The following is an 18,220-nucleotide window of genomic DNA, read 5'->3' as shown; positions in this document are numbered from 1 at the left end:
CCTTCCTTGCAAGCCGCGCCGCGACCGTCCACATAGGAAGCCGAACGCGGGGACGGGAGCGACGAGACCCATGCAATTGCCGGTGCAGAAACAGATCCTGTATTGGGGCGGCGCGCTGGCCGTGCTGCTGTTGGCGCTTTGGGGGGTGGGCAATGCCGTCACGCCCTTCATCATGGGCGCGGCCGTGGCCTATCTCTTCGATCCCCTGGCCGACCGGCTCGAGCGGCTGGGCCTGTCGCGCACCGCCTCGGTGGTCATCATCACGCTTTGCGGGCTCTTGCTGGTGGTGGCGATGTTTCTGCTGCTGGTGCCGGTGCTGGTGCGCCAGACCACCGCGCTGATCGAGACCGCGCCCGAGATGTTCCAGCGCCTCCAGCAGTTCCTGATGACCCGGTTCCCCGAGATCTTCACCGAGGGCAGCCCGGTCAACAGCGCGCTTGCCAACATGGGCCAGCAGATCAGCGAGCGGGGCGGGCAGCTGGTCAGCACCGTGCTGGGCTCGGTCATGGGCGTGGTCAGCATGGTCATGCTGATCGTGATCGTGCCGGTCGTCGCCTTCTACCTGCTGCTCGACTGGGACAACATGGTCGACCGGCTGGACGAGCTTCTGCCGCGCCAGCATGCCGGCACCATCCGCCGGCTGGGACACGAGATCGACGCGGCGCTGTCGGGATTCGTGCGCGGGCAGGGCATGGTGATCCTGATCCTGGGCACCTTCTATTCGGTCTGCCTGGCGCTGATCGGCCTGCCCTTCGGCATCGCGATCGGGGTGATCGCCGCCTCGTTGTCCTTCATCCCCTATGTCGGCGTGCTGGTCGGCGGCGCCACCGCCATCGGCGTCGCGCTGTTCTCCTTCTGGGGCGAGCCGGTCTGGATCGGCGCGGTGATCGCGGTCTTCGTCCTGGGCCAGATCGTCGAGGGCAACTACCTGCAACCCAAGATCGTCGGCGGCCATGTCGGGCTGCATCCGGTCTGGCTGATGCTGGCCCTGACCGTCTTCGGCACGCTCTTCGGCTTCGTCGGCCTGCTCATCGCCGTGCCGGCGGCGGCGGCGCTGGGGGTGCTGGTCCGCTTTGCCGTCGCCCGCTACAAGGAAAGCGCGCTCTATACCGGGCGCGAGGTGCCCTCGCCCCCCGCGCCGCCGACCATGGTCGAGCTGGTGCCGCGCGGCACGACCGAGCGCGCGCGCCAGCTGGCGCAGATGTCGCGCGACGTGGCCGTGGCGCAGATCCAGCGCGACGAGCATCTGGCGCATCTGCTGGAGGAACACCAGCATCGCCAGCAGGCCGGCGAGGTTCCCGATGCCGAGGGCCCGCCTTCGCCCTCCGATCTGTGGGCCGAGACGCGCGACCACCTGCGCGGCAAGGACCGCTGAACGGTGGCCAGACAATTGACCCTGGACCTGACGATGCCGCCGGCCTCGTCGCGCGACGATTTCCTGATCACCGCGGCCAATCGCGACGCGCTTGCGATGCTGGACGCGCCGGGCCGCTGGCCGCAGGGCCGGCTGCTGCTGATCGGCGGTCCGGGATCGGGCAAGACGCATCTGGTCGGCTTCTGGGCGGCCGATCATGGCGCCCATGTCAGCCACGGCTGGACGCTGACCCCCGAAAGCGTGGACGATCTGGTTCGCCCCGGCGCCGCGCTGGTCATCGAGGACGCGCATGAGATCGGCGGCAACGCCACGGCCGAACAGGGCCTGTTCCACCTGTGGAACCTGGCCGGCGCGCGGGGGGCGCTGCTTCTCATCACCGCGCAGGCGCCGCCGCGCGACTGGGGCGTGGCGCTGCCCGACCTGCGCTCGCGGCTGGAGACGGCGGCGCAGGCGATCCTGGGCCCGCCCGACGACGCGCTGCTGCCGGCGGTGCTGGTCAAGCTGTTCGCCGACCGCCAGATCCAGGTGGCGCCCGAGGTGGTGGACTGGCTTTCGCTGCGCATGGAGCGCGACCTGGACCTGGCCCGCCGCCTGGTCGCCGCCATCGACCGCGAATCGCTGGCCGACCGCCGCGCCATCACCCGGCGGCTGGCGGCCGAGCTTCTGGACAAGCTGGCCCCCGCCGACGCATGATCGCCCCGCATTTTCCCCGAAGTCCCGTGACATGACCCAGGCCGATTTCCTGAAATCCCCCTTTCCCGCCCCGCGCGACCTGCCCGACGGCCCGCCCGAGGGCGCCGCGCGCTTCTTCAACCGCGAGATCAGCTGGCTCGCCTTCAACTGGCGCGTGCTGGACGAGGCGCGCAACCCGCGCGTGCCGCTGCTCGAGCGGCTGCGCTTCCTGTCGATCTCGGCCACCAATCTCGACGAGTTCTACACCGTGCGCGTGGCCGGCCTGCGCGAGCTGGTCCGCGAAGGCAACACCACCCTGTCCGACGACGGGCTGACCGCGGCCGAGCAGCTGGCGCTGGTCAATGCCGATGCGCGCCGGCTGATGGGCGCGCAGCAGGCGGTCTGGAACGGCCTGCGCCGCGAGATGGAACAGGCCGACATCGCCATCCTGTCGCGCGGCCGCGTGACCCGCGCCGAGGAAGAATTCCTGCGCCGGCATTTCATGGAGCAGGTGTTCCCGGTGGTCTCGCCCCTGGCCATAGACCCGGCGCATCCCTTTCCCTTCATCCCCAACACCGGCTTTTCGCTGGCGCTGGAACTGGCGCGGGAAAGCGACGGGCGGCAGATGCAGGCGCTGGTGCCCATCCCCCAGCAGATCGCCCGCTTCATCCCGCTGCCGGGCGGCAAGCGCTTCCTGCGGCTGGAAGACCTGCTGCTGATGCATCTGCCCAGCCTGTTCCCCGGCTATCGCGACATCGGCCATTGCGCCTTCCGCGTGCTGCGCGACAGCGACCTGGAGGTCGAGGAAGAGGCCGAAGACCTGGTGCGCGAGTTCGAGACGGCGCTGAAGCGCCGCCGCCGCGGCTCGGTCATCCGGCTGAAGATCACCGCCGGCGCGCCCGACCGGCTGCGCCGGGTCATCATGCAGGAGCTGGAGGTCGATCCCGAGGAGGTGGTCGAGGTCGAGGGCCTTCTGGGCATGGCCGACCTGCGCGAACTGGTGCTGGACGGGCGGCGCGACCTGCAATGGCCGGGCTTCACCCCGCGGGTGCCGGAACGGGTGCAGGACCACGACGGCGACATGTTCGCCGCGATCCGGCAAAAGGACATGCTGCTGCACCACCCCTACGAGACCTTCGACATGGTGGTGCGCTTCCTGGCGCAGGCGGCGCGCGACCCGGACGTGCTGGCGATCAAGCAGACGCTTTACCGCACCTCGCGCGACAGCCCCATCGTGGACGCGCTCTGCGAGGCGGCCGAATCGGGCAAGTCGGTGACGGCGCTGGTCGAGCTGAAGGCCCGCTTCGACGAGGCCGCGAACATCCGCCAGTCGCGGCGGCTGGAACGCTCGGGCGCGCATGTCGTCTATGGCTTCATGCAATACAAGACCCATGCCAAGATCAGCGCCGTGGTGCGGCGCGAGGGCGACCAGCTTGTGACCTATACCCATTTCGGCACCGGCAACTATCACCCGATCACCGCGCGCATCTATACCGACCTGTCCCTGTTCACCTGCGACCCGGCGCTGGGGCGAGATGCCTCCAAGGTGTTCAACTTCCTGTCCGGCTATGTCCAGCCCGAGGGGCTGGAGAACATCGCCATCTCGCCCATCGACCTCAAGGAGCGACTGCTGGAGCTGATCGCGCGCGAGGCCGATTTCGCCAGCCGCGGCCGCCCGGCCGAGATCTGGGCCAAGATGAACAGCCTGATCGACAAGGACGTGATCGAGGCGCTTTACGCCGCAAGCCAGGCGGGGGTCAGGATCAACCTGGTGATCCGCGGCATCTGCGGGCTGCGGCCGGGCATCGCGGGCCTGTCCGACAACATCCGGGTGAAATCCATCGTCGGCCGCTTCCTGGAACATTCCCGCATCGTCTGCTTCGGCAACGGCTTCGGCCTGCCCTCCAAGCGCGCGCGGGTCTTCATCAGCTCGGCCGACTGGATGGGGCGCAACCTGAACCGCCGGGTCGAGGCGCTGGTGGAATGCTTCAACGAGACGGTGAAGGCGCAGATCACCAGCCAGGTCATGGCCGCCAACATGGCCGACGAGGCGCAAAGCTGGCTTCTGCAACCCGACGGGCGCTATCTGCGCTATCTGCCGGCCGGGCGCGACGACCTGTTTTCCTGTCACAAGTTCTTCATGGAAAACCCCTCATTGTCGGGGCGCGGCAGCGCGGGCGCGCGTGACGTTCCGGCGCTGATGCACTCGACGGATTGACGCAAGGAGGCAATTGCCCCATCCAAAGCGCGCGACCGGCTTGGTAACGGAATCGAGAGGAACCCGATGAACGGCATCGTGACCGCAAGCGGAGAAACCATCGAACCCTTCGGGCGCTCGCTGTTCGAACGCGCCTCGGAACGCGCGCTCAGCCGGGTCGGCGTGGTCGACGTGGGCTCGAACTCGATCCGCATGGTGGTGTTCGACGGGGCGGCGCGCTCGCCGGCCTATTTCTACAACGAAAAGGTCATGGCCGGGCTGGGCTCGGGCCTGGCCACCACCGGCCGGCTGAACCCCGAAGGCGTGCGCCGCGGCATGGCCGCCCTGCGCCGCTTTGCGGTGCTGGCCGACAGCATGGGCATCAAGCCGCTGACCTGCGTCGCCACCGCCGCCGTGCGCGAGGCCGAGGACGGCCCCGCCTTCCACAAGGCGGTCGAGAAGGAGACCGGGCTGAAGCTCTGGGTCATCGACGGCGAGGAAGAGGCGCGGCTTTCCGCGCAGGGCGTGCTGCTGGGCTGGCCGGATGCCAAGGGGCTGGTCTGCGACATCGGCGGCAACTCGATGGAACTGGCCGAGGTGGCGAACGGCAAGGTCGGCGGCCGCATCTCGACGCCCCTGGGCCCGTTCCGGCTGCAACAGGTCAAGGGCGGCGCCGCGGGCCTGCGCGACCATATCCGCGATGCGATCGAGCGGGCGGCCGAGCGGCTGGGCCGCGGGCACGAACAGATCTACCTGGTCGGCGGCTCGTGGCGGGCCATCGCGCGGCTGGACATGGAGCGGGCGAAATACCCGATGACCGTGCTGCACGAATATCGCATGTCGCCGCAGGCCGTCGCCGACACGGTGAAATGGATCGGCGAGCGCAGCGTGGCCGAGATGCGGGCGATGACCGGCATCTCGCAAAGCCGGATGGAGCTGGTGCCGCTGGCCAGCCAGGTGCTGCGCCAACTGGTGCAAAGCCTTAAGCCGAAATCGCTGGCCGTCTCTTCCTACGGCATCCGCGAGGGGCTGCTTTACGAACAGATGCCGGCCGGGCTGCGCTCGCGCGATCCGCTGATCGAGGCGGCGCGCTTTGCCGAGCGGCAGATGGCGCGGATGCCGGGTTTCGGCAAGAAGCTCTACCAGTTCCTGGAGCCGCTGTTCGGCGACCTGCCGCCCGAGCGCGACCGGCTGGTCCGGGCGGCCTGCCTTTTGCACGACACCACCTGGCGCACCCATCCCGATTATCGCGCCGATGCCTGTTTCGACAATGTCACGCGGGCCAACATGGCGGCGCTGTCGCATCCCGAACGGGTGTTCCTGGGCCTGTCGCTGCTGCACCGCTACAAGAACAGCCGCGCCAATTCGCCCATGGCGCCGCTGTTCGCGCTGCTCTCGGAAAAGGAGATCCGCGAGGCCGAGGTTCTGGGCAAGGCGCTGCGCTTCGGCGCCATGTTCTCGGTCAAGGATCCGGCCGAGGCGGGCACGCTGAAGCTGCAGCGCAAGAAGAAGCTTCTGGAGCTGAAGCTGACCCGGACCGGGCGCGCGCTGATGGGCGAGGTGGCCGAGGCCCGCTTCCGCTCGCTTGCCGATGCGCTGGAGGTCACGCCGGTCGTCACCGGAGGCTGAGGGGGATTCCCGCGTACCGGGAATCCTGTCCGAATGGACAACTTTACCGTGCAATCCGGCTGTGGCATTTCCCCGCGCATGGGGGCGACGATCCTTGTGTGCCTTTGCCGAGTGTCCGGTTTCGGATCGGCGCCCCCGCGTCCCGCCAGGCTGGCGCGCGCGTTCAGCCGCCCCAGCTCCGCTCCAGCAGGTCCAGCCAGTTGCGCCAGGCGATCTTTTCGACCAGCTCGCGGCCATAGCCATGCGCCAGCATCGCCTGCACCAGCTTCGGCAGGGCGGCGGCATCGGCCAGATCCTCGGGCATGTCGGCGCCGTCGAAATCGGAACCCAGCGCCACGCCGTCCTCGCCCAGCAATTCCAGCAGGTGGTCCAGGTGGCGCAGCATGACCGCGAACCCCTGCATCGGGTCGCGCCGCCCTTCGGGATGCAGGAAGCCCACGGCAAAGTTCAGCCCGACGAGGCCGCGCGATTCGGCGATCACCCGCAATTGCCGGTCGGTCAGGTTGCGCGAGCTGGGCGCGACGGCATGGGCGCAGCTGTGGCTGGCGACCAGCGGCGCATCCGACAGTTGGGCCACGTCGTCGAAGCCCTTTTCGTTCAGATGCGACAGGTCCAGCATGATGCGCAGCCGGTTGCATGCGCGCACCAGATCCTTGCCCGCATCCGTCAGCCCCGGCCCGGTGTCGGGCGAGGCGGGAAAGGCGAAGGGCACGCCATGGGCATAGCGCGTCGGCCGCGACCAGACCGGCCCCAGCGAGCGCAGCCCCATCGCGTGCCAGACATGCAGCGCATCCAGGTCCGGGATCGGCTCGGCGCCCTCGATGTGCAGGATGGCGGCGATGCGGCCCTGGGCCATGGCCGCGCGGATCTCGGCCGCGGTCCGGCAGATCGCCAGCGTGCCGGTCCGCTCCATCGCCATCAGCTGCCCGGCCTGGGCCAGCGCATGGGGCAGGGCCTGGGCCGGCTCCACCTCGGGCGGCAGGGGCAGGGCGAAGGGCGGGTTCTTCTTGAGCATCGCCGCCAGCGCATCGTCGGGGCCGGGCGGCGAGGGCGTCCAGATCGCGAAGAAGCCGCCGGCAAACCCGCCCGCCTTGATCCGCGGCAGGTCCAGATGCCCGCTGCCGTCGCCCTCCAGCCAAAGCCGGTCGCGGCCGGGCCCCGCAGCCACCATGCGCTGCAAGAAATCGTTGTGACCGTCGAAGACCGGAATCATGCTCATGTCCTTTCGCATTGCGCGGCGCAACATGCGCCCGTTATGCGCAGGTCGCAAGCGTGCCGACGGGGTGCGGCCGGCCAAAGCGGGAAAGGGATCCGGGATGCATGCGACGGGGGATTGGCCGGGGGCGGTCGCGGATTTCCTGGAACGGAACCTGCCGGCGCTGGACGACGGAAGCGGCTGGCAGGACATGGCCGTGACCGCCTGCCAGATAGGCTGCGAGGCCCTGGTGGCCCTGGGCCGCGCCGATGCGACGGGCTGGGCGCAAGCCGCCGCGCCGCGCCCCGGCGGCCGGCGATGCCGCCGCGCTGGGACGATCTTTGCGTCGCGGTGCTGGGGCTGGCGCGCCAGCAGGGGCAGCTGGCCTATCGCCTGCCCGATGGCAGCCCGCAGCCGGAACGGGCCGGGGATTTCATCATCCGCCGCATCGGCGCGCCGTCCCCGCCGCCGCCGAACATCGCGGCGGCGCATGGGCTGGGCCCGGCGCTGGCCCGGTCCGAACTGCTGGCGCTGCTGGATCGCCTGGGGCTGGTCGCGGACGGCGCCTGGACCCCGGCGGCCGAACCCGTGCTGTGGCGCGTCCAGCCCGGTGCCTGGGGCATGAGGATCGAAGCCGACCCGCGTTTCCGCCGGGCGGTCGAGGCGGCAGTCGCGACGCTGCCGGCCGGGGTCCGGGCCGAGATGGACCGGCTGGTCACGATTACCGACGAGGATGTGGCCCAGGCCATGGCCGCGCAGCAGGCCAGGATCGCCGAAGCGCGGCGGACATCCGGCCCCGATGCCCGGATCGCGCCCGCGCGCGACGCCGAACAGGCGCGCCGCGGTCTGGAGTTCCGCGCGGCGCAGGATCTGGACCGGATCTTTTTCCGGCGCTGGCGGCTCGACGGCGGCTGGCTGTCGGGGGCCGAGGCCGAACGGGCGCTGGAGGTCTTTCACGACCCCCTGGCCCGGCAGATGCGCCTGGCGGTGACGGACCGGCTTTATCCGGCCTTGGGCTTTCTGCGCCCGGCTCGGGATCGAAAACCCTCTTCCCCCGCGCCGCCGCTGCGCTAAGCTTGGGTCAGCAGCGAGGGAGGAGAGCCCAGCCATGACCCGCATCGACAAGGAATTCACCGGCCAGACCGTGATCTGCACCTTCGAGGTGACGCCTGGAACCGCGCATGACGTGCTGGACGCGCTGAACGACGCCTATGACCAGGTCATCCGGCACCAGCCCGGCTATGTCTCGGGCGCAATCCACCTGAACGATGCCCAGACCCGCATCTGCACCTATTCGCAATGGCGCGACCGGCGCGACTACCAGGCCATGCTGCGCAGCCCCGAGATGCGCACCCGCAACCGCGCCATCCATGGCATGTGCCGCCATTTCGAGCCGGTGATGTACGAGGTGGTCGATACCTGGAAGACCTGATGCGGAATGCCGATGCTGCGGCTGCGAAAAGCCGTGCATTGCGCAAGCTTAGCCCCTAGTCTGGCAGGAAACAGGCAGGCGATCGCCGGAACGGAGGGGCTCATGGCAGGACGCATCATCACGATTGCCCAGCAGAAGGGCGGCTCGGGCAAGACCACCATCGCGGTCAACTTGGCGGTGGCCCTGCGCGGGCGCGGCCATTCGGTCGCGCTGCTGGACACCGACCCGCAGGGCAGCATGGGGCGCTGGTTCCTGGAACGGCTGGAGCGGCGGGGCGAGGACGAGGCGCTGGAATTCACCACCTCCTCGGCCTGGGGCGCCAGCTACGAATCCGACAAGCTGAAGAAGCGCTTCGATTTCGTCATCATCGACACGCCGCCCAAGATCGACAGCGACCTGCGCCCGGCGCTGCGCGTGGCCGACCTGGTGCTGGTGCCGGTGGCGACCAGCCATGTCGACCTGTGGGCGACCGAGGGCGTGCTGGACCTGGCCCGGCGCGAGAAATGCGACACGCTGATCGTGCTGAACCGCACCCGCTCGCATGCGCGCCTGACCGGCGAGGTGGCCGAGGGTGCCGCCGCGCTGGGGGCCGAGGTGGCGGCGTCACAGCTTGCCAACCGCGTCGCCTATGCCGAGGCGCTGGGGCAGGGGCTGGGCGCGGGCGAGACCGCGCGCCACGCCACCGCCCGCGCCGAGGTCGATGCCCTGGCCGAAGAGGTGCTTGCCGCGCTGCGCTAGGCTCGGGCGCCGACCTTTGCCCATGACGGGCGCCTCGCAGGCACCGGCCCTGCAATGTGGCGATCCGTGGGAATGATGGCCCCCCGCGCTTCTTCGTTGCCCAAATACCCCTGCTACCGCGCCGCCCGCACGGCGGCGCCGCCTTGGCGCATCCGCGGAAATCCGCCGATCCGCCGGGGCTTTGGAAACCGGCCGCCGTTCCATGGGTTGAGTGGGCAGCAAGTCCAGACTCATGAGGTCAAGATGAAACTCCCGCTTTCCCTTGCCGTTCTGGCAACCCCCCTTGCGCTGGCCGCCTGCACCCCGGAAGCCCCGCCCCCGCCCGAGCCGGAAACCGTCGCCGTCGATCCCTGCGGCGCGGCGCGCTATACCTATCTGATCGGGCAGACCTCGCCCACCATCTCGGTCCCCGAGGGCCAGATGTATCGCATCGCCCGCGAAGACCGGCCGATGACGATGGAGATGATCCAGGAGCGCCTGACCTTCATCGTGGACAGCCGCGGCAAGCTGCTTTCGGTCAGTTGCAGCTGATCCGAACGCCGGGAACGGGGCATCCCTCCCAGGCCCCGTTCCCGCGCGTCAGCTGCGCCGCCGCGACCGCTTGTTGCCGCCGCGCTGCCCCGCCCGCCCCGCGGTCGAGCGTCCCGAGGACTTGACCGCCGCCTCGGCCGCCTCTTCGATGGCGGATTGCCGGGCCAGCGGGTCGTCGGCCACCGCCAGTTCCACCGCCTCCAGCCGCTTGACCTCGTCGCGCAGCCGCGCGGCCTCCTCGAACTCCAGGTTCTCGGCCGCCTTGCGCATCTGCGCGCGCAGCGCGTCCAGATGCGCCGCCAGGTTGGCGCCGACCAGGGGCTTGTCCACCCTGGTCGTGATGCGCGCCTGGTCGGTATCGCCCTGCCACAGCCCGGCCAGCACGTCCTCGACATTCTTGCGCACGGTCTGGGGCGTGATGCCGTGTTCCTCGTTATAGGCGACCTGTTTCTGGCGCCGGCGCTCTGTCTCGGCCATGGCGCGTTCCATGCTGCCGGTGATGCGGTCGGCATACATGATGACCCGGCCGTCGGCGTTGCGCGCCGCCCGGCCGATGGTCTGGATCAGCGAGGTTTCCGAGCGCAGGAAGCCTTCCTTGTCGGCGTCCAGGATCGCCACCAGCCCGCATTCCGGGATGTCCAGCCCCTCGCGCAGCAGGTTGATGCCCACCAGCACGTCGAAGGCCCCCAGCCGCAGGTCGCGCAGGATCTCGATTCGCTCGATGGTGTCGATGTCGCTGTGCATGTAGCGCACGCGGATGCCCTGTTCGTGCAGGTATTCGGTCAGGTCTTCGGCCATGCGCTTGGTCAGCGTCGTGACCAGGGTGCGCATCCCGGCGGCCGAGACCTTGCGCACCTCGTCGAGCAGGTCGTCCACCTGCATCTCGACCGGGCGGATCTCGACCTGCGGGTCCAGAAGGCCGGTGGGGCGGATGACCTGCTCGGTAAAGACGCCGCCGGTCTGGTCCAGCTCCCATTGTGCCGGGGTGGCGCTGACAAAGACCGATTGCGGGCGCATCGCGTCCCATTCCTCGAATTTCAGCGGCCGGTTGTCCATGCAGCTGGGCAGGCGGAAGCCATGCTCGGCCAAGGTGAACTTGCGCCGGAAGTCGCCGCGATACATGCCGCCGATCTGCGGCACCGAGACGTGGGATTCGTCGGCGAAGACGATGGCGTTGTCCGGGATGAACTCGAAGAGCGTCGGCGGCGGCTCGCCCGGCGCGCGGCCGGTCAGGTAGCGGGAATAGTTCTCGATCCCGTTGCAAACGCCAGTCGCTTCAAGCATTTCCAGGTCGAAGTTCGTGCGCTGCTCAAGCCGCTGGGCCTCCAGCAGCTTGCCCTCGTCGGCCAGTTGCTTCAACCGTGTCTGAAGTTCCGCGCGTATCCCCTTGATTGCCTGCTGCAAAGTCGGGCGCGGGGTGACGTAGTGGCTGTTGGCATAGATGCGGATCTGCTTGAAGCTGTCGGTCTTGGCCCCGGTCAGCGGGTCGAATTCGGTAATCGATTCAAGCTCGTTGCCGAAGAAGTCGAAGCGCCAGGCCCGATCCTCGAGGTGCGCCGGCCAGACCTCGATCACGTCGCCGCGCACGCGAAAGCCGCCGCGCTGGAAGGCGGCGTCGAGCCGGCGATATTGCTGCGCCACCAGCTCGGCCAGGAATTCGCGCTGGTCGTAGCTTTCGCCGACCACCATGTCCTGGGTCATCGCCGAATAGGTCTCGACCGAACCGATGCCGTAGATGCAGGAAACCGAGGCGACGATGATCACGTCGTCGCGCTCCAAGAGCGCGCGGGTGGCCGAGTGGCGCATCCGGTCGATGGCCTCGTTGATCTGCGATTCCTTCTCGATATAGGTATCGCTGCGCGGGACATAGGCTTCGGGCTGGTAGTAGTCGTAATAGCTGACGAAATATTCCACGGCGTTTTCCGGGAAGAAGCCCTTGAACTCGCCGTAAAGCTGGGCCGCCAGCGTCTTGTTCGGGGCCAGGATGATCGCCGGGCGCTGCGTCGCCTCGATCACCTTGGCCATGGTGAAGGTCTTGCCGGTGCCGGTGGCGCCCAGCAGGACCTGGTCGCGTTCGCCCGCCATGACGCCCTGGGCCAGTTCGGCGATGGCGGTGGGCTGGTCGCCCGCCGGCTGGAACTCGGACCGCATGACGAAACGCTTGCCGCCTTCCAGCTTGGGCCGGCTGACCTCGGGAAAGCGCGCGACGGGGGCGTTGGTGTTGTTGTGGCCCATGGTTTCACCTTTGTTCCTGCCTGGGTCAATCTGGCGCATTCGCGCCCCAATACAAGCCCGGCCGGGGAATATGCGCCATGCCGGGGCGGCAATCCGGCCGCGATGGCGGGAAATCGCGCGAGGTGCATCTTGATCGCCCGGCCGGCTTCGGGGATAAGGCGGGAAGCAAGAACAGAGGGTTCCCGCCATGCGCGTCCGCATCTACAAGCCCGCCCGCAACGCCATGCAATCCGGCACCGCCCGCACCAAGAACTGGGTGCTGGACTTTCCGCCCGCCGATCCGCGCGAGATCGACCCGCTGATGGGCTGGACCAGCAGCGACGACACCCAGAGCCAGGTGCGCCTGCGCTTCGAGACCCGCAAGCAGGCCGAGGATTACGCGCGCGAGCGTGGGCTGGATTACGAGGTGATCGAGCCGCACACCCGCGCCCCGAACATCCGCCCCCGCGGCTATGGCGAGAATTTCGCCCCCGACCGCCGCGCGCCCTGGACGCATTGATCCGCAGCGGCCCCCTGGCCCGCCCGTCACGCCCGGCTGGACGCGCTTAGCACGGGGCGGGGGACCGGCCCTTGCAGCGCATGGCGAAAGTCCCACAGGAAAAGCGCCCATCCGGCCATCCAGCCTGATGCGGCAAGATGCAGCAGCGTCGCCGGCCCGGCCATCGACACGCAGCCCATCAGCAGCCGCAGGAGCGTGGCAAGGCTGACCAGGCAGAAGGCAAGGGCCAGCGGGCGTGACACGGCCAGCCTGCCGCCCCTGCGCGGCATGGCCGCCCGGCCCATGATCGCCAGCATCATCGTGCCCATGGCGCCCATCGTGACCGCATGCAGGGCCGTCGCCATGTCGAGCCCGGCCCAGGGCGCCTGCGCCAGCCCCGCCAGGATCAGGGCCAGCGGCAGCCAGAGCCAGGCCAGGTGCAACAGCAGCAGCGCCGGATAGCGGCCGGCGCGCCAGCTGCGCCACAGGCCCATGCGGGCCAGGTGCAGGATGCCCGAGACGATCAGGAGCGGCCCGGCTAGCCCCGAGCGATCCAGCAGCAGCGCCGCGATGGCCAGAAGCAATGCCAGCACGCCGGCGCCCGGCAGCCAGCGCGGCTCGGTCGGCGGCGGCTGGCCGGATGCCGCGGCCCAATGCCGGGTGAATGCGGCAAGGGCGCGGCCGCCGACCAGGCTGATGAGCAGCGCAAAGAACAGCGGCGCCATGTCCTGCGCAAGGCTTTCGGCGGCGGGCCCCGGCCCGGCGATCGCCAGCGCCTCGATGCCGCCAAGGGCCAGGGGCGCCAGCGCCAGCGGCATCTTGCGCCAGGCCCCGGCGCCGGCGACCTGCCACGACAGCAGGCCGCCCAGCACGAGGAAATAGGCCGTGGCAGCGGGAAGGGCGAAGGGCGCGGGCAGGCCCAGGGCAAAGCCCAGCCGGCCGGCCAGCCACAGCGCCACCATGATCCCGGTCGTGGCCGGCGCGACCCGGACCCGCCCCGTCCATGCCGGCAGCGCGGTCAGCAGATAGCCGCCCACCGCCGCGCCGCCCATGCCGAACAGCAGCTCATGCCGGTGCCAAGACAGCGCATCGACGCCCATCCCCAAGGGGAGCAGCCAGGCCGAGGGCACGAGGATGGCCCACAGGCCGGCCAGGAAGAACAGCGGGCGATGCGGCGCCAGCCATAGCCCATGGGTCAAGAAGCGAAGCATCGTTTTCCGGCTGCTGCCGCGGATGCCCCATAGCGCCAGCAGGGCGGCCGTTGTCAATATGCCGACCGGGCAGGGCGACCCATGGCCGCGGCGCCCTTGCCCGGAGCGGCTGGCCATGACATCCGCCTTGCCAGGGGATCACAAGAACCGGCCGACGCCGCTGCCGGTCGCGGATTGCATGCCGGGGCTTTACGACTGCTATCGCGCCGTGGGCGAGGTGGAAAGCAAGGGCCTGGACTTCGAGATCTCGGGCGAGGTGCTGCCGCGCAGGAATCTGATGCCGGGCTATACCTGGAACGAGGCCGAGATCATCAGCGCCACCGTCGACGGCGTGGCGGGCAGCCCCTACAACACCTTCCTGCCCAAGCACCTGCTGAAGATCGCCACCATGTATCATCTGCGGGGCGACAGGTGGCGCCTGGGCGGCGCGTTCCGGTTGCAAAGCGAGATCACCTCGGAATCCAACGCCGTCTATGACCCGCGCCTGGCCGAGACCCCGGTCCGGCAGGGCGGCCTGGGGCTGGTCGATCTGGTCGCGGGCTATCGCCTGAACGAGAATTTCGACATCCAGCTGAACGTGAACAACGTCTTCGACCGGCGCTATTACGAGGTGGTGGACAGTTTCTCGGGCGGGAATTTCGTCGGCGAGCCACGCAATGTGCTGCTGACGGGGAAGATCACCTTCTGACCCCTGATCCGGCCGGCGGCGGATGCGGCCCTTGCCGGCCGCCTCCGCCAGGCTTTTCCGAACCGTCGTCCCTTGCGGCCCCGAACAGAAGGCCAGGGGCGACAGCCCGGCCCGGACCATGGTGGCCGGGATCGTTTCCGGGTCCGGCCGAGCGGACGCATGGGAACCCGCAACGCCCCTGTCTGCGGATATGGCTTTGCAGGGCGTGGCTGTTGGCCTGGTAATGGCGGCTGATCGGTCATGAGCAGGGCGATTCCTGGCTCGACCGCTACGAGCGGCGCAAGACCGTGCTTTACGGCGTGGTCGAGGCCGACGTGGGCGATGCCGGCACGCTGAGCGCCGGTTACGACTTCCAGCGCAACCGCACCCGCAACCACCAGTTCGGCGGGCTGCCCCTGATCGCCAATGACGGCTCGCAGCTGGATTACGATACCAGCACGAATGCCGGCGGCGGCAACCTGCCCCTGACCCAGACCACGCAGACCCTGTTCCTGCGCTATGCCCAGGACTTCGGCACCGGCTGGCAGGCGGTGGGCGAGTTGTCCTTCTACAGGGCCGAGCGCGAGGGCTACCTGGCCTCGGCCAGCTGGGGCTCGCCCGATCCGCAGGGCTATGGCGTGCAGACCGTCGGCGGCTATGCCGATACCGATACCGAGCAGGCCGCGCTGTCGCTGACCGCCTCGGGCCCGGTCGAGCTGTGGGGGCGCAGCCACGACCTGCGCTTCGGCATCACCGGCAGCTGGGGCAAGGACAATCACAAGGCCTATTCGGCCTTCGACGGGACCGATATCGACTATCAGCCGATCACCGGCTCGATTTTCGACTGGGATGGGTATGTGCCGAACCTGGTCCAGCAGGCCGGCTATGTCAGTTATGTCAGCAATACCAAGATCGACCAGGTCGCGGCCTATGGCTCGGGCCGCTTCGGCCTGACCGACCGGCTGAACCTGATCGCCGGCGCGCGCGTGGTCTGGTACGACTACGACTATACCACCGACAGCCGCAGCAGCGGCACGACTACGCATCAGCAGATCAGCCGCAACGGCGAATGGATCCCCTATGCCGGGCTGACCTATGACCTGAACGAGGACTGGTCGGTCTATGCCAGCTATACCCGGGTATTCAAGCAGGCCAGCTATCGCGACAAGGACAACAGGATCGTCGAACCGACCACCGGCTCGAATTACGAGCTGGGCACGAAGGCCAGCCTTGCCGGCGACCGGCTGAACTTCGCGGCGGCGGTCTATCTGCTGGAGCAGGACAACCTGCCGGTCCGCGACCGCAGCGTGACCTATCAGTTGCCTGACGGCTCGAACCCCTACAAGTCCATCGACGGCACCCGCAGCAAGGGCTTCGAGATGGAACTGGCGGGCGAGGTCCGGCCGAATATCCAGCTGACCACCAGCTATGCCTATACGACCGCCAAGGACGGCGACGGGCTGCGCATCTCGACCGTCACGCCGCGCCATTCGGTCAAGCTGTCGGGGATCTATGCCTTCGAAACCCTGCCGCTGACGCTCAGCGCCAGCCTGCGCTGGCAAAGCGGGATCGAGAATACCTGGGTCTGGCCCGTCACCGGCACCGCGCGGCAGGGCTCCTATGCGGTCGTCGGACTGATGGGGCGCTATGATTTCCAGAACGGCATGAGCCTCAGCCTGAATATCGAGAACCTCTTCGACCGCAAATACCTCGCCTCGATCGACGAGACCTATGCGACCGGCAATTACGGCGCCCCGCGCAATGCCACGCTGAGCCTGGATTGCCGGTTCTGAGCAAGGCTGCTGGGCCGGGCCGGCGTCGGGCAAGACCCTGGGCGGGTGCGTTCGCGCCCGCCCATTGCGCTCAACAGGGGCTGTCGGGGAAATAGAACCCCTCGGCATTGGCTTTGGTGATCAGCGGGCTGTCCAGGACATGGCGGCCGCGGATCGGCGACTGCGTGGCATAGCGCATCGCGGTGATCTCGATGGCCGGGGCGATCAGGGTCGGCGGATAGAAGATGTTGGCGTCGATCAGCTTGTCGCCGTCCATGATCATCTTGATCACCCGGTTCATGCCCGAACCGCCCAGCAGCACCATGCCCTCCTCGCGCCCGGCCTGTTCTATCGCTGCACGGGCCCCCGAGTGCTGCATCGTCGTCGCCGGCCCAGACGCCGTCGATTTGCGGCAAAGCGGGTCAGGTAGTCCCGCATGACCTCGAAGGCCTTGTCGGGGTTCCAGTTGGCATATTGCATGTCGAGGATCTCGATCCCCGAACTCTCCAGCGTCTTCTGGAAGGCTTCGATGCGGATAGTGTCGATGGCGGTCGGGATGCCGCGCATCACCACGATCTTGCCGCCGTCAGCGAGTTTCGACTTGAAATATTCCGCGGCGACCACGCCGGATTGCGGGTTGTTGCCGCCGACATAAAGGTCTTCGACGCCTTCGTCCGCGCCGAGCGTCAGGTTGATGCCTTTCAGCACCCTGTTCGGGCCATAGGCATGTGCAATTCCATCCAGCCGAAGCGGGTTCGGCTGCATGTGAAATCCTCCACCGCAACAGAAACGCCGATCCATGAAATATTGCAATAGTTGTTGCGATCAAGGTCGATCCGCGCTTTCTATTGCCGCAGAGGGCAGGGAATCACCTCGAGGAGGAAGTCGATGTCAAAGAATGCCAACCTTGCGGGGGCCTTCCCCGCCATGGGCCGGAAGCTGCGCCTTGGGGTCGTGGGTGGTGGCGCGGGTGCGTTCATCGGGCAGGTCCATGCGCGGGGTGCGCGGCTGTCGGATCGCTGGCAGATCGTCGCCGGGGCGCTGTCCTCGCGCCCCGAGGTCGCGCTGGCATCGGGCCGCGACTGGGGGCTCGATCCAGATCGAAGCTATACTGACTGGCGCGAGATGGCGCGGGCCGAGGCGGCGCGGCCGGACGGCATCGACGCTGTGGCGATCACCGTCCCGAACCATCTGCATTTCCCGGTCGCCATGGCCTTCATGGATGCGGGCATCGACGTGATCTGCGACAAGCCGCTGGTCAATACGCTGGACGAGGCGCGCGCGCTGATCGACAGGCAGCGCGAAACCGGGTTGGTCTTCGGCGTGACCTATTCCTTCGCGGCCCATGCGATGGTGCGGCAGGCCCGGCAAATGGTGCAGGAAGGTGCCATCGGCAGGGTCACGCAGATCCATGCCGAGTATTTCCAGGAAATGGCGCTGCTGCCCGCCGATGCCGCCTGGTCCGGCACGCCCTGGCGGCAGGATCCCGCCAAGGTGGGGGGTGCCGCGACTACGGCGGACATCGGCACCCACGCCCATCATCTGGCCGAGTTCGTATCCGGCCTGCGCATGACCGATCTGCGGGCCGAGTTTCACCGGCTGGGGGCCGATCAGCCGCTGGAGGATACCGCCTTCATGACCTGCCGCTTCCAGGGCGGCGTGCCCGGCACCCTGCTGGTCTCGCAGGCGGCGGCGGGGGCCAGTTGCGGGCTGCGCATCCGCATCTCGGGGACCGAGGGCACGCTGGAATGGGATCAGGAGAACCCGGAATACCTGCAGCACCGCCCCTTCAATGCACCGCATATCCGCATTTCGCGCGGGCATGGCGCAGGGATGCTGTCGGATGCCGCGCGCTTCGTCCACATGCCGCGCGGCCATCCCGAAGCGCTCTCGGACGCCTGGGGCAATCTCTACGAGGAATTCGCCATCGCCATCGAGGCCCGCCGCGAAGGGCGCGATCTGCCGGACGGGCTGCTGGCCTATCCGGGGCTGGAGGAGGGCGCTGCGGGCGTTGCCTTCATCCAGGCCGCGATCCGCTCGAATGCCGAAGGCGGGGCGTGGGTATCCTGCGCCTTCGACGCCTGACGG

At 68.5% G+C, this 18,220-nt stretch carries 17 protein-coding genes; 12 read left to right on the top strand and 5 right to left on the bottom strand.

Annotated elements, in window-relative coordinates; genetic code table 11:
- Nucleotides 1-82: 82 nt before the first annotated feature.
- The 4 genes from E3U26_RS21300 (at nucleotide 83) to E3U26_RS21285 (ending at nucleotide 5,873) form a co-directional block, all read left to right on the top strand.
- Nucleotides 83-1,375, top strand: a complete 1,293-nt coding sequence (locus tag E3U26_RS21300) for an AI-2E family transporter (protein WP_499106517.1) — start codon at nucleotides 83-85, stop codon at nucleotides 1,373-1,375.
- Between the two features lie 3 nt (nucleotides 1,376-1,378).
- A complete protein-coding gene (locus E3U26_RS21295; RefSeq protein ID WP_083539127.1) occupies nucleotides 1,379-2,068 on the top strand; it encodes a P-loop NTPase family protein in 690 nt (229 codons plus the stop codon).
- Nucleotides 2,069-2,099: 31 nt separating this feature from the next.
- On the top strand, nucleotides 2,100-4,265 hold the full coding sequence (locus tag E3U26_RS21290) for an RNA degradosome polyphosphate kinase (protein WP_036757916.1): 2,166 nt from the start codon (nucleotides 2,100-2,102) through the stop codon (nucleotides 4,263-4,265).
- Between the two features lie 66 nt (nucleotides 4,266-4,331).
- Nucleotides 4,332-5,873: a Ppx/GppA family phosphatase gene (locus E3U26_RS21285; protein WP_036757915.1), complete on the top strand. Its 1,542-nt coding sequence runs from the start codon at nucleotides 4,332-4,334 to the stop codon at nucleotides 5,871-5,873.
- 163 nt (nucleotides 5,874-6,036) lie between these two features.
- Here the strand turns inward: E3U26_RS21285 and E3U26_RS21280 are convergent, their stop codons facing one another.
- The gene (locus tag E3U26_RS21280; protein WP_499107521.1) at nucleotides 6,037-7,086 is read right to left on the bottom strand and encodes a dipeptidase; all 1,050 of its coding nucleotides are present in this window, start codon (nucleotides 7,084-7,086) and stop codon (nucleotides 6,037-6,039) included.
- A 300-nt stretch (nucleotides 7,087-7,386) separates the two neighbouring features.
- On the opposite strand from E3U26_RS21280, the gene E3U26_RS21275 reads away from it, so the two are divergent.
- The 4 genes from E3U26_RS21275 to E3U26_RS21260 all read left to right on the top strand — a co-directional run bounded on the left by E3U26_RS21275 (nucleotide 7,387) and on the right by E3U26_RS21260 (nucleotide 9,769).
- Nucleotides 7,387-8,142, top strand: coding sequence for a hypothetical protein (locus E3U26_RS21275; protein WP_499106512.1), 756 nt, complete (start codon nucleotides 7,387-7,389; stop codon nucleotides 8,140-8,142).
- Between the two features lie 34 nt (nucleotides 8,143-8,176).
- Nucleotides 8,177-8,500 (top strand): antibiotic biosynthesis monooxygenase family protein, encoded by a 324-nt coding sequence (locus E3U26_RS21270; protein ID WP_036757913.1) that lies wholly within the window; start codon nucleotides 8,177-8,179, stop codon nucleotides 8,498-8,500.
- Nucleotides 8,501-8,602: 102 nt separating this feature from the next.
- On the top strand, nucleotides 8,603-9,238 hold the full coding sequence (parA, locus tag E3U26_RS21265; protein WP_243784534.1) for a ParA family partition ATPase: 636 nt from the start codon (nucleotides 8,603-8,605) through the stop codon (nucleotides 9,236-9,238).
- Nucleotides 9,239-9,481: 243 nt separating this feature from the next.
- Entirely contained in the window at nucleotides 9,482-9,769 is a 288-nt protein-coding gene (locus E3U26_RS21260) for a hypothetical protein (protein WP_036757909.1), read from the top strand.
- 48 nt (nucleotides 9,770-9,817) lie between these two features.
- On the opposite strand, the gene uvrB is transcribed toward E3U26_RS21260, so the two are convergent.
- Nucleotides 9,818-12,004 carry an excinuclease ABC subunit UvrB gene (gene uvrB / locus E3U26_RS21255; RefSeq protein ID WP_072462416.1) on the bottom strand — a complete coding sequence of 729 codons (2,187 nt, stop codon included), beginning with the start codon at nucleotides 12,002-12,004 and terminating at the stop codon, nucleotides 9,818-9,820.
- Nucleotides 12,005-12,191: 187 nt separating this feature from the next.
- Between uvrB and E3U26_RS21250 the strand changes: the two genes are divergently transcribed.
- Complete coding sequence (locus E3U26_RS21250) at nucleotides 12,192-12,503, top strand: ETC complex I subunit (protein ID WP_072462415.1); 312 nt, start codon at nucleotides 12,192-12,194, stop codon at nucleotides 12,501-12,503.
- 26 nt (nucleotides 12,504-12,529) lie between these two features.
- Here the strand turns inward: E3U26_RS21250 and E3U26_RS21245 are convergent, their stop codons facing one another.
- Nucleotides 12,530-13,693, bottom strand: coding sequence for an NnrS family protein (locus tag E3U26_RS21245; RefSeq protein ID WP_499106508.1), 1,164 nt, complete (start codon nucleotides 13,691-13,693; stop codon nucleotides 12,530-12,532).
- A gap of 115 nt (nucleotides 13,694-13,808) precedes the next feature.
- Here E3U26_RS21245 and E3U26_RS21240 point away from each other — a divergent pair, with 115 nt between their 5' ends.
- Nucleotides 13,809-14,381, top strand: a complete 573-nt coding sequence (locus tag E3U26_RS21240; RefSeq protein ID WP_499106506.1) for a TonB-dependent receptor domain-containing protein — start codon at nucleotides 13,809-13,811, stop codon at nucleotides 14,379-14,381.
- Between the two features lie 287 nt (nucleotides 14,382-14,668).
- Nucleotides 14,669-16,153 (top strand): TonB-dependent siderophore receptor, encoded by a 1,485-nt coding sequence (locus E3U26_RS21235; protein WP_499106505.1) that lies wholly within the window; start codon nucleotides 14,669-14,671, stop codon nucleotides 16,151-16,153.
- 70 nt (nucleotides 16,154-16,223) lie between these two features.
- Here E3U26_RS21235 and E3U26_RS21230 read toward each other — a convergent pair whose 3' ends face one another.
- Nucleotides 16,224-16,457 carry a type 1 periplasmic-binding domain-containing protein gene (locus E3U26_RS21230; RefSeq protein WP_499106503.1) on the bottom strand — a complete coding sequence of 78 codons (234 nt, stop codon included), beginning with the start codon at nucleotides 16,455-16,457 and terminating at the stop codon, nucleotides 16,224-16,226.
- 23 nt (nucleotides 16,458-16,480) lie between these two features.
- Nucleotides 16,481-16,897 (bottom strand): substrate-binding domain-containing protein, encoded by a 417-nt coding sequence (locus E3U26_RS21225; protein WP_499106501.1) that lies wholly within the window; start codon nucleotides 16,895-16,897, stop codon nucleotides 16,481-16,483.
- A 123-nt stretch (nucleotides 16,898-17,020) separates the two neighbouring features.
- Between E3U26_RS21225 and E3U26_RS21220 the strand changes: the two genes are divergently transcribed.
- Nucleotides 17,021-18,217, top strand: coding sequence for a Gfo/Idh/MocA family protein (locus E3U26_RS21220; RefSeq protein ID WP_499106498.1), 1,197 nt, complete (start codon nucleotides 17,021-17,023; stop codon nucleotides 18,215-18,217).
- Nucleotides 18,218-18,220 lie beyond the last annotated feature (3 nt).

Source organism: Paracoccus ferrooxidans, assembly GCF_029909815.1.
Classification (GTDB): Bacteria; Pseudomonadota; Alphaproteobacteria; order Rhodobacterales; family Rhodobacteraceae; genus Paracoccus; species Paracoccus versutus.
Note: the sequence above shows the minus strand (reverse complement) of the source record. Positions and strands in the feature narration are given on the sequence as shown.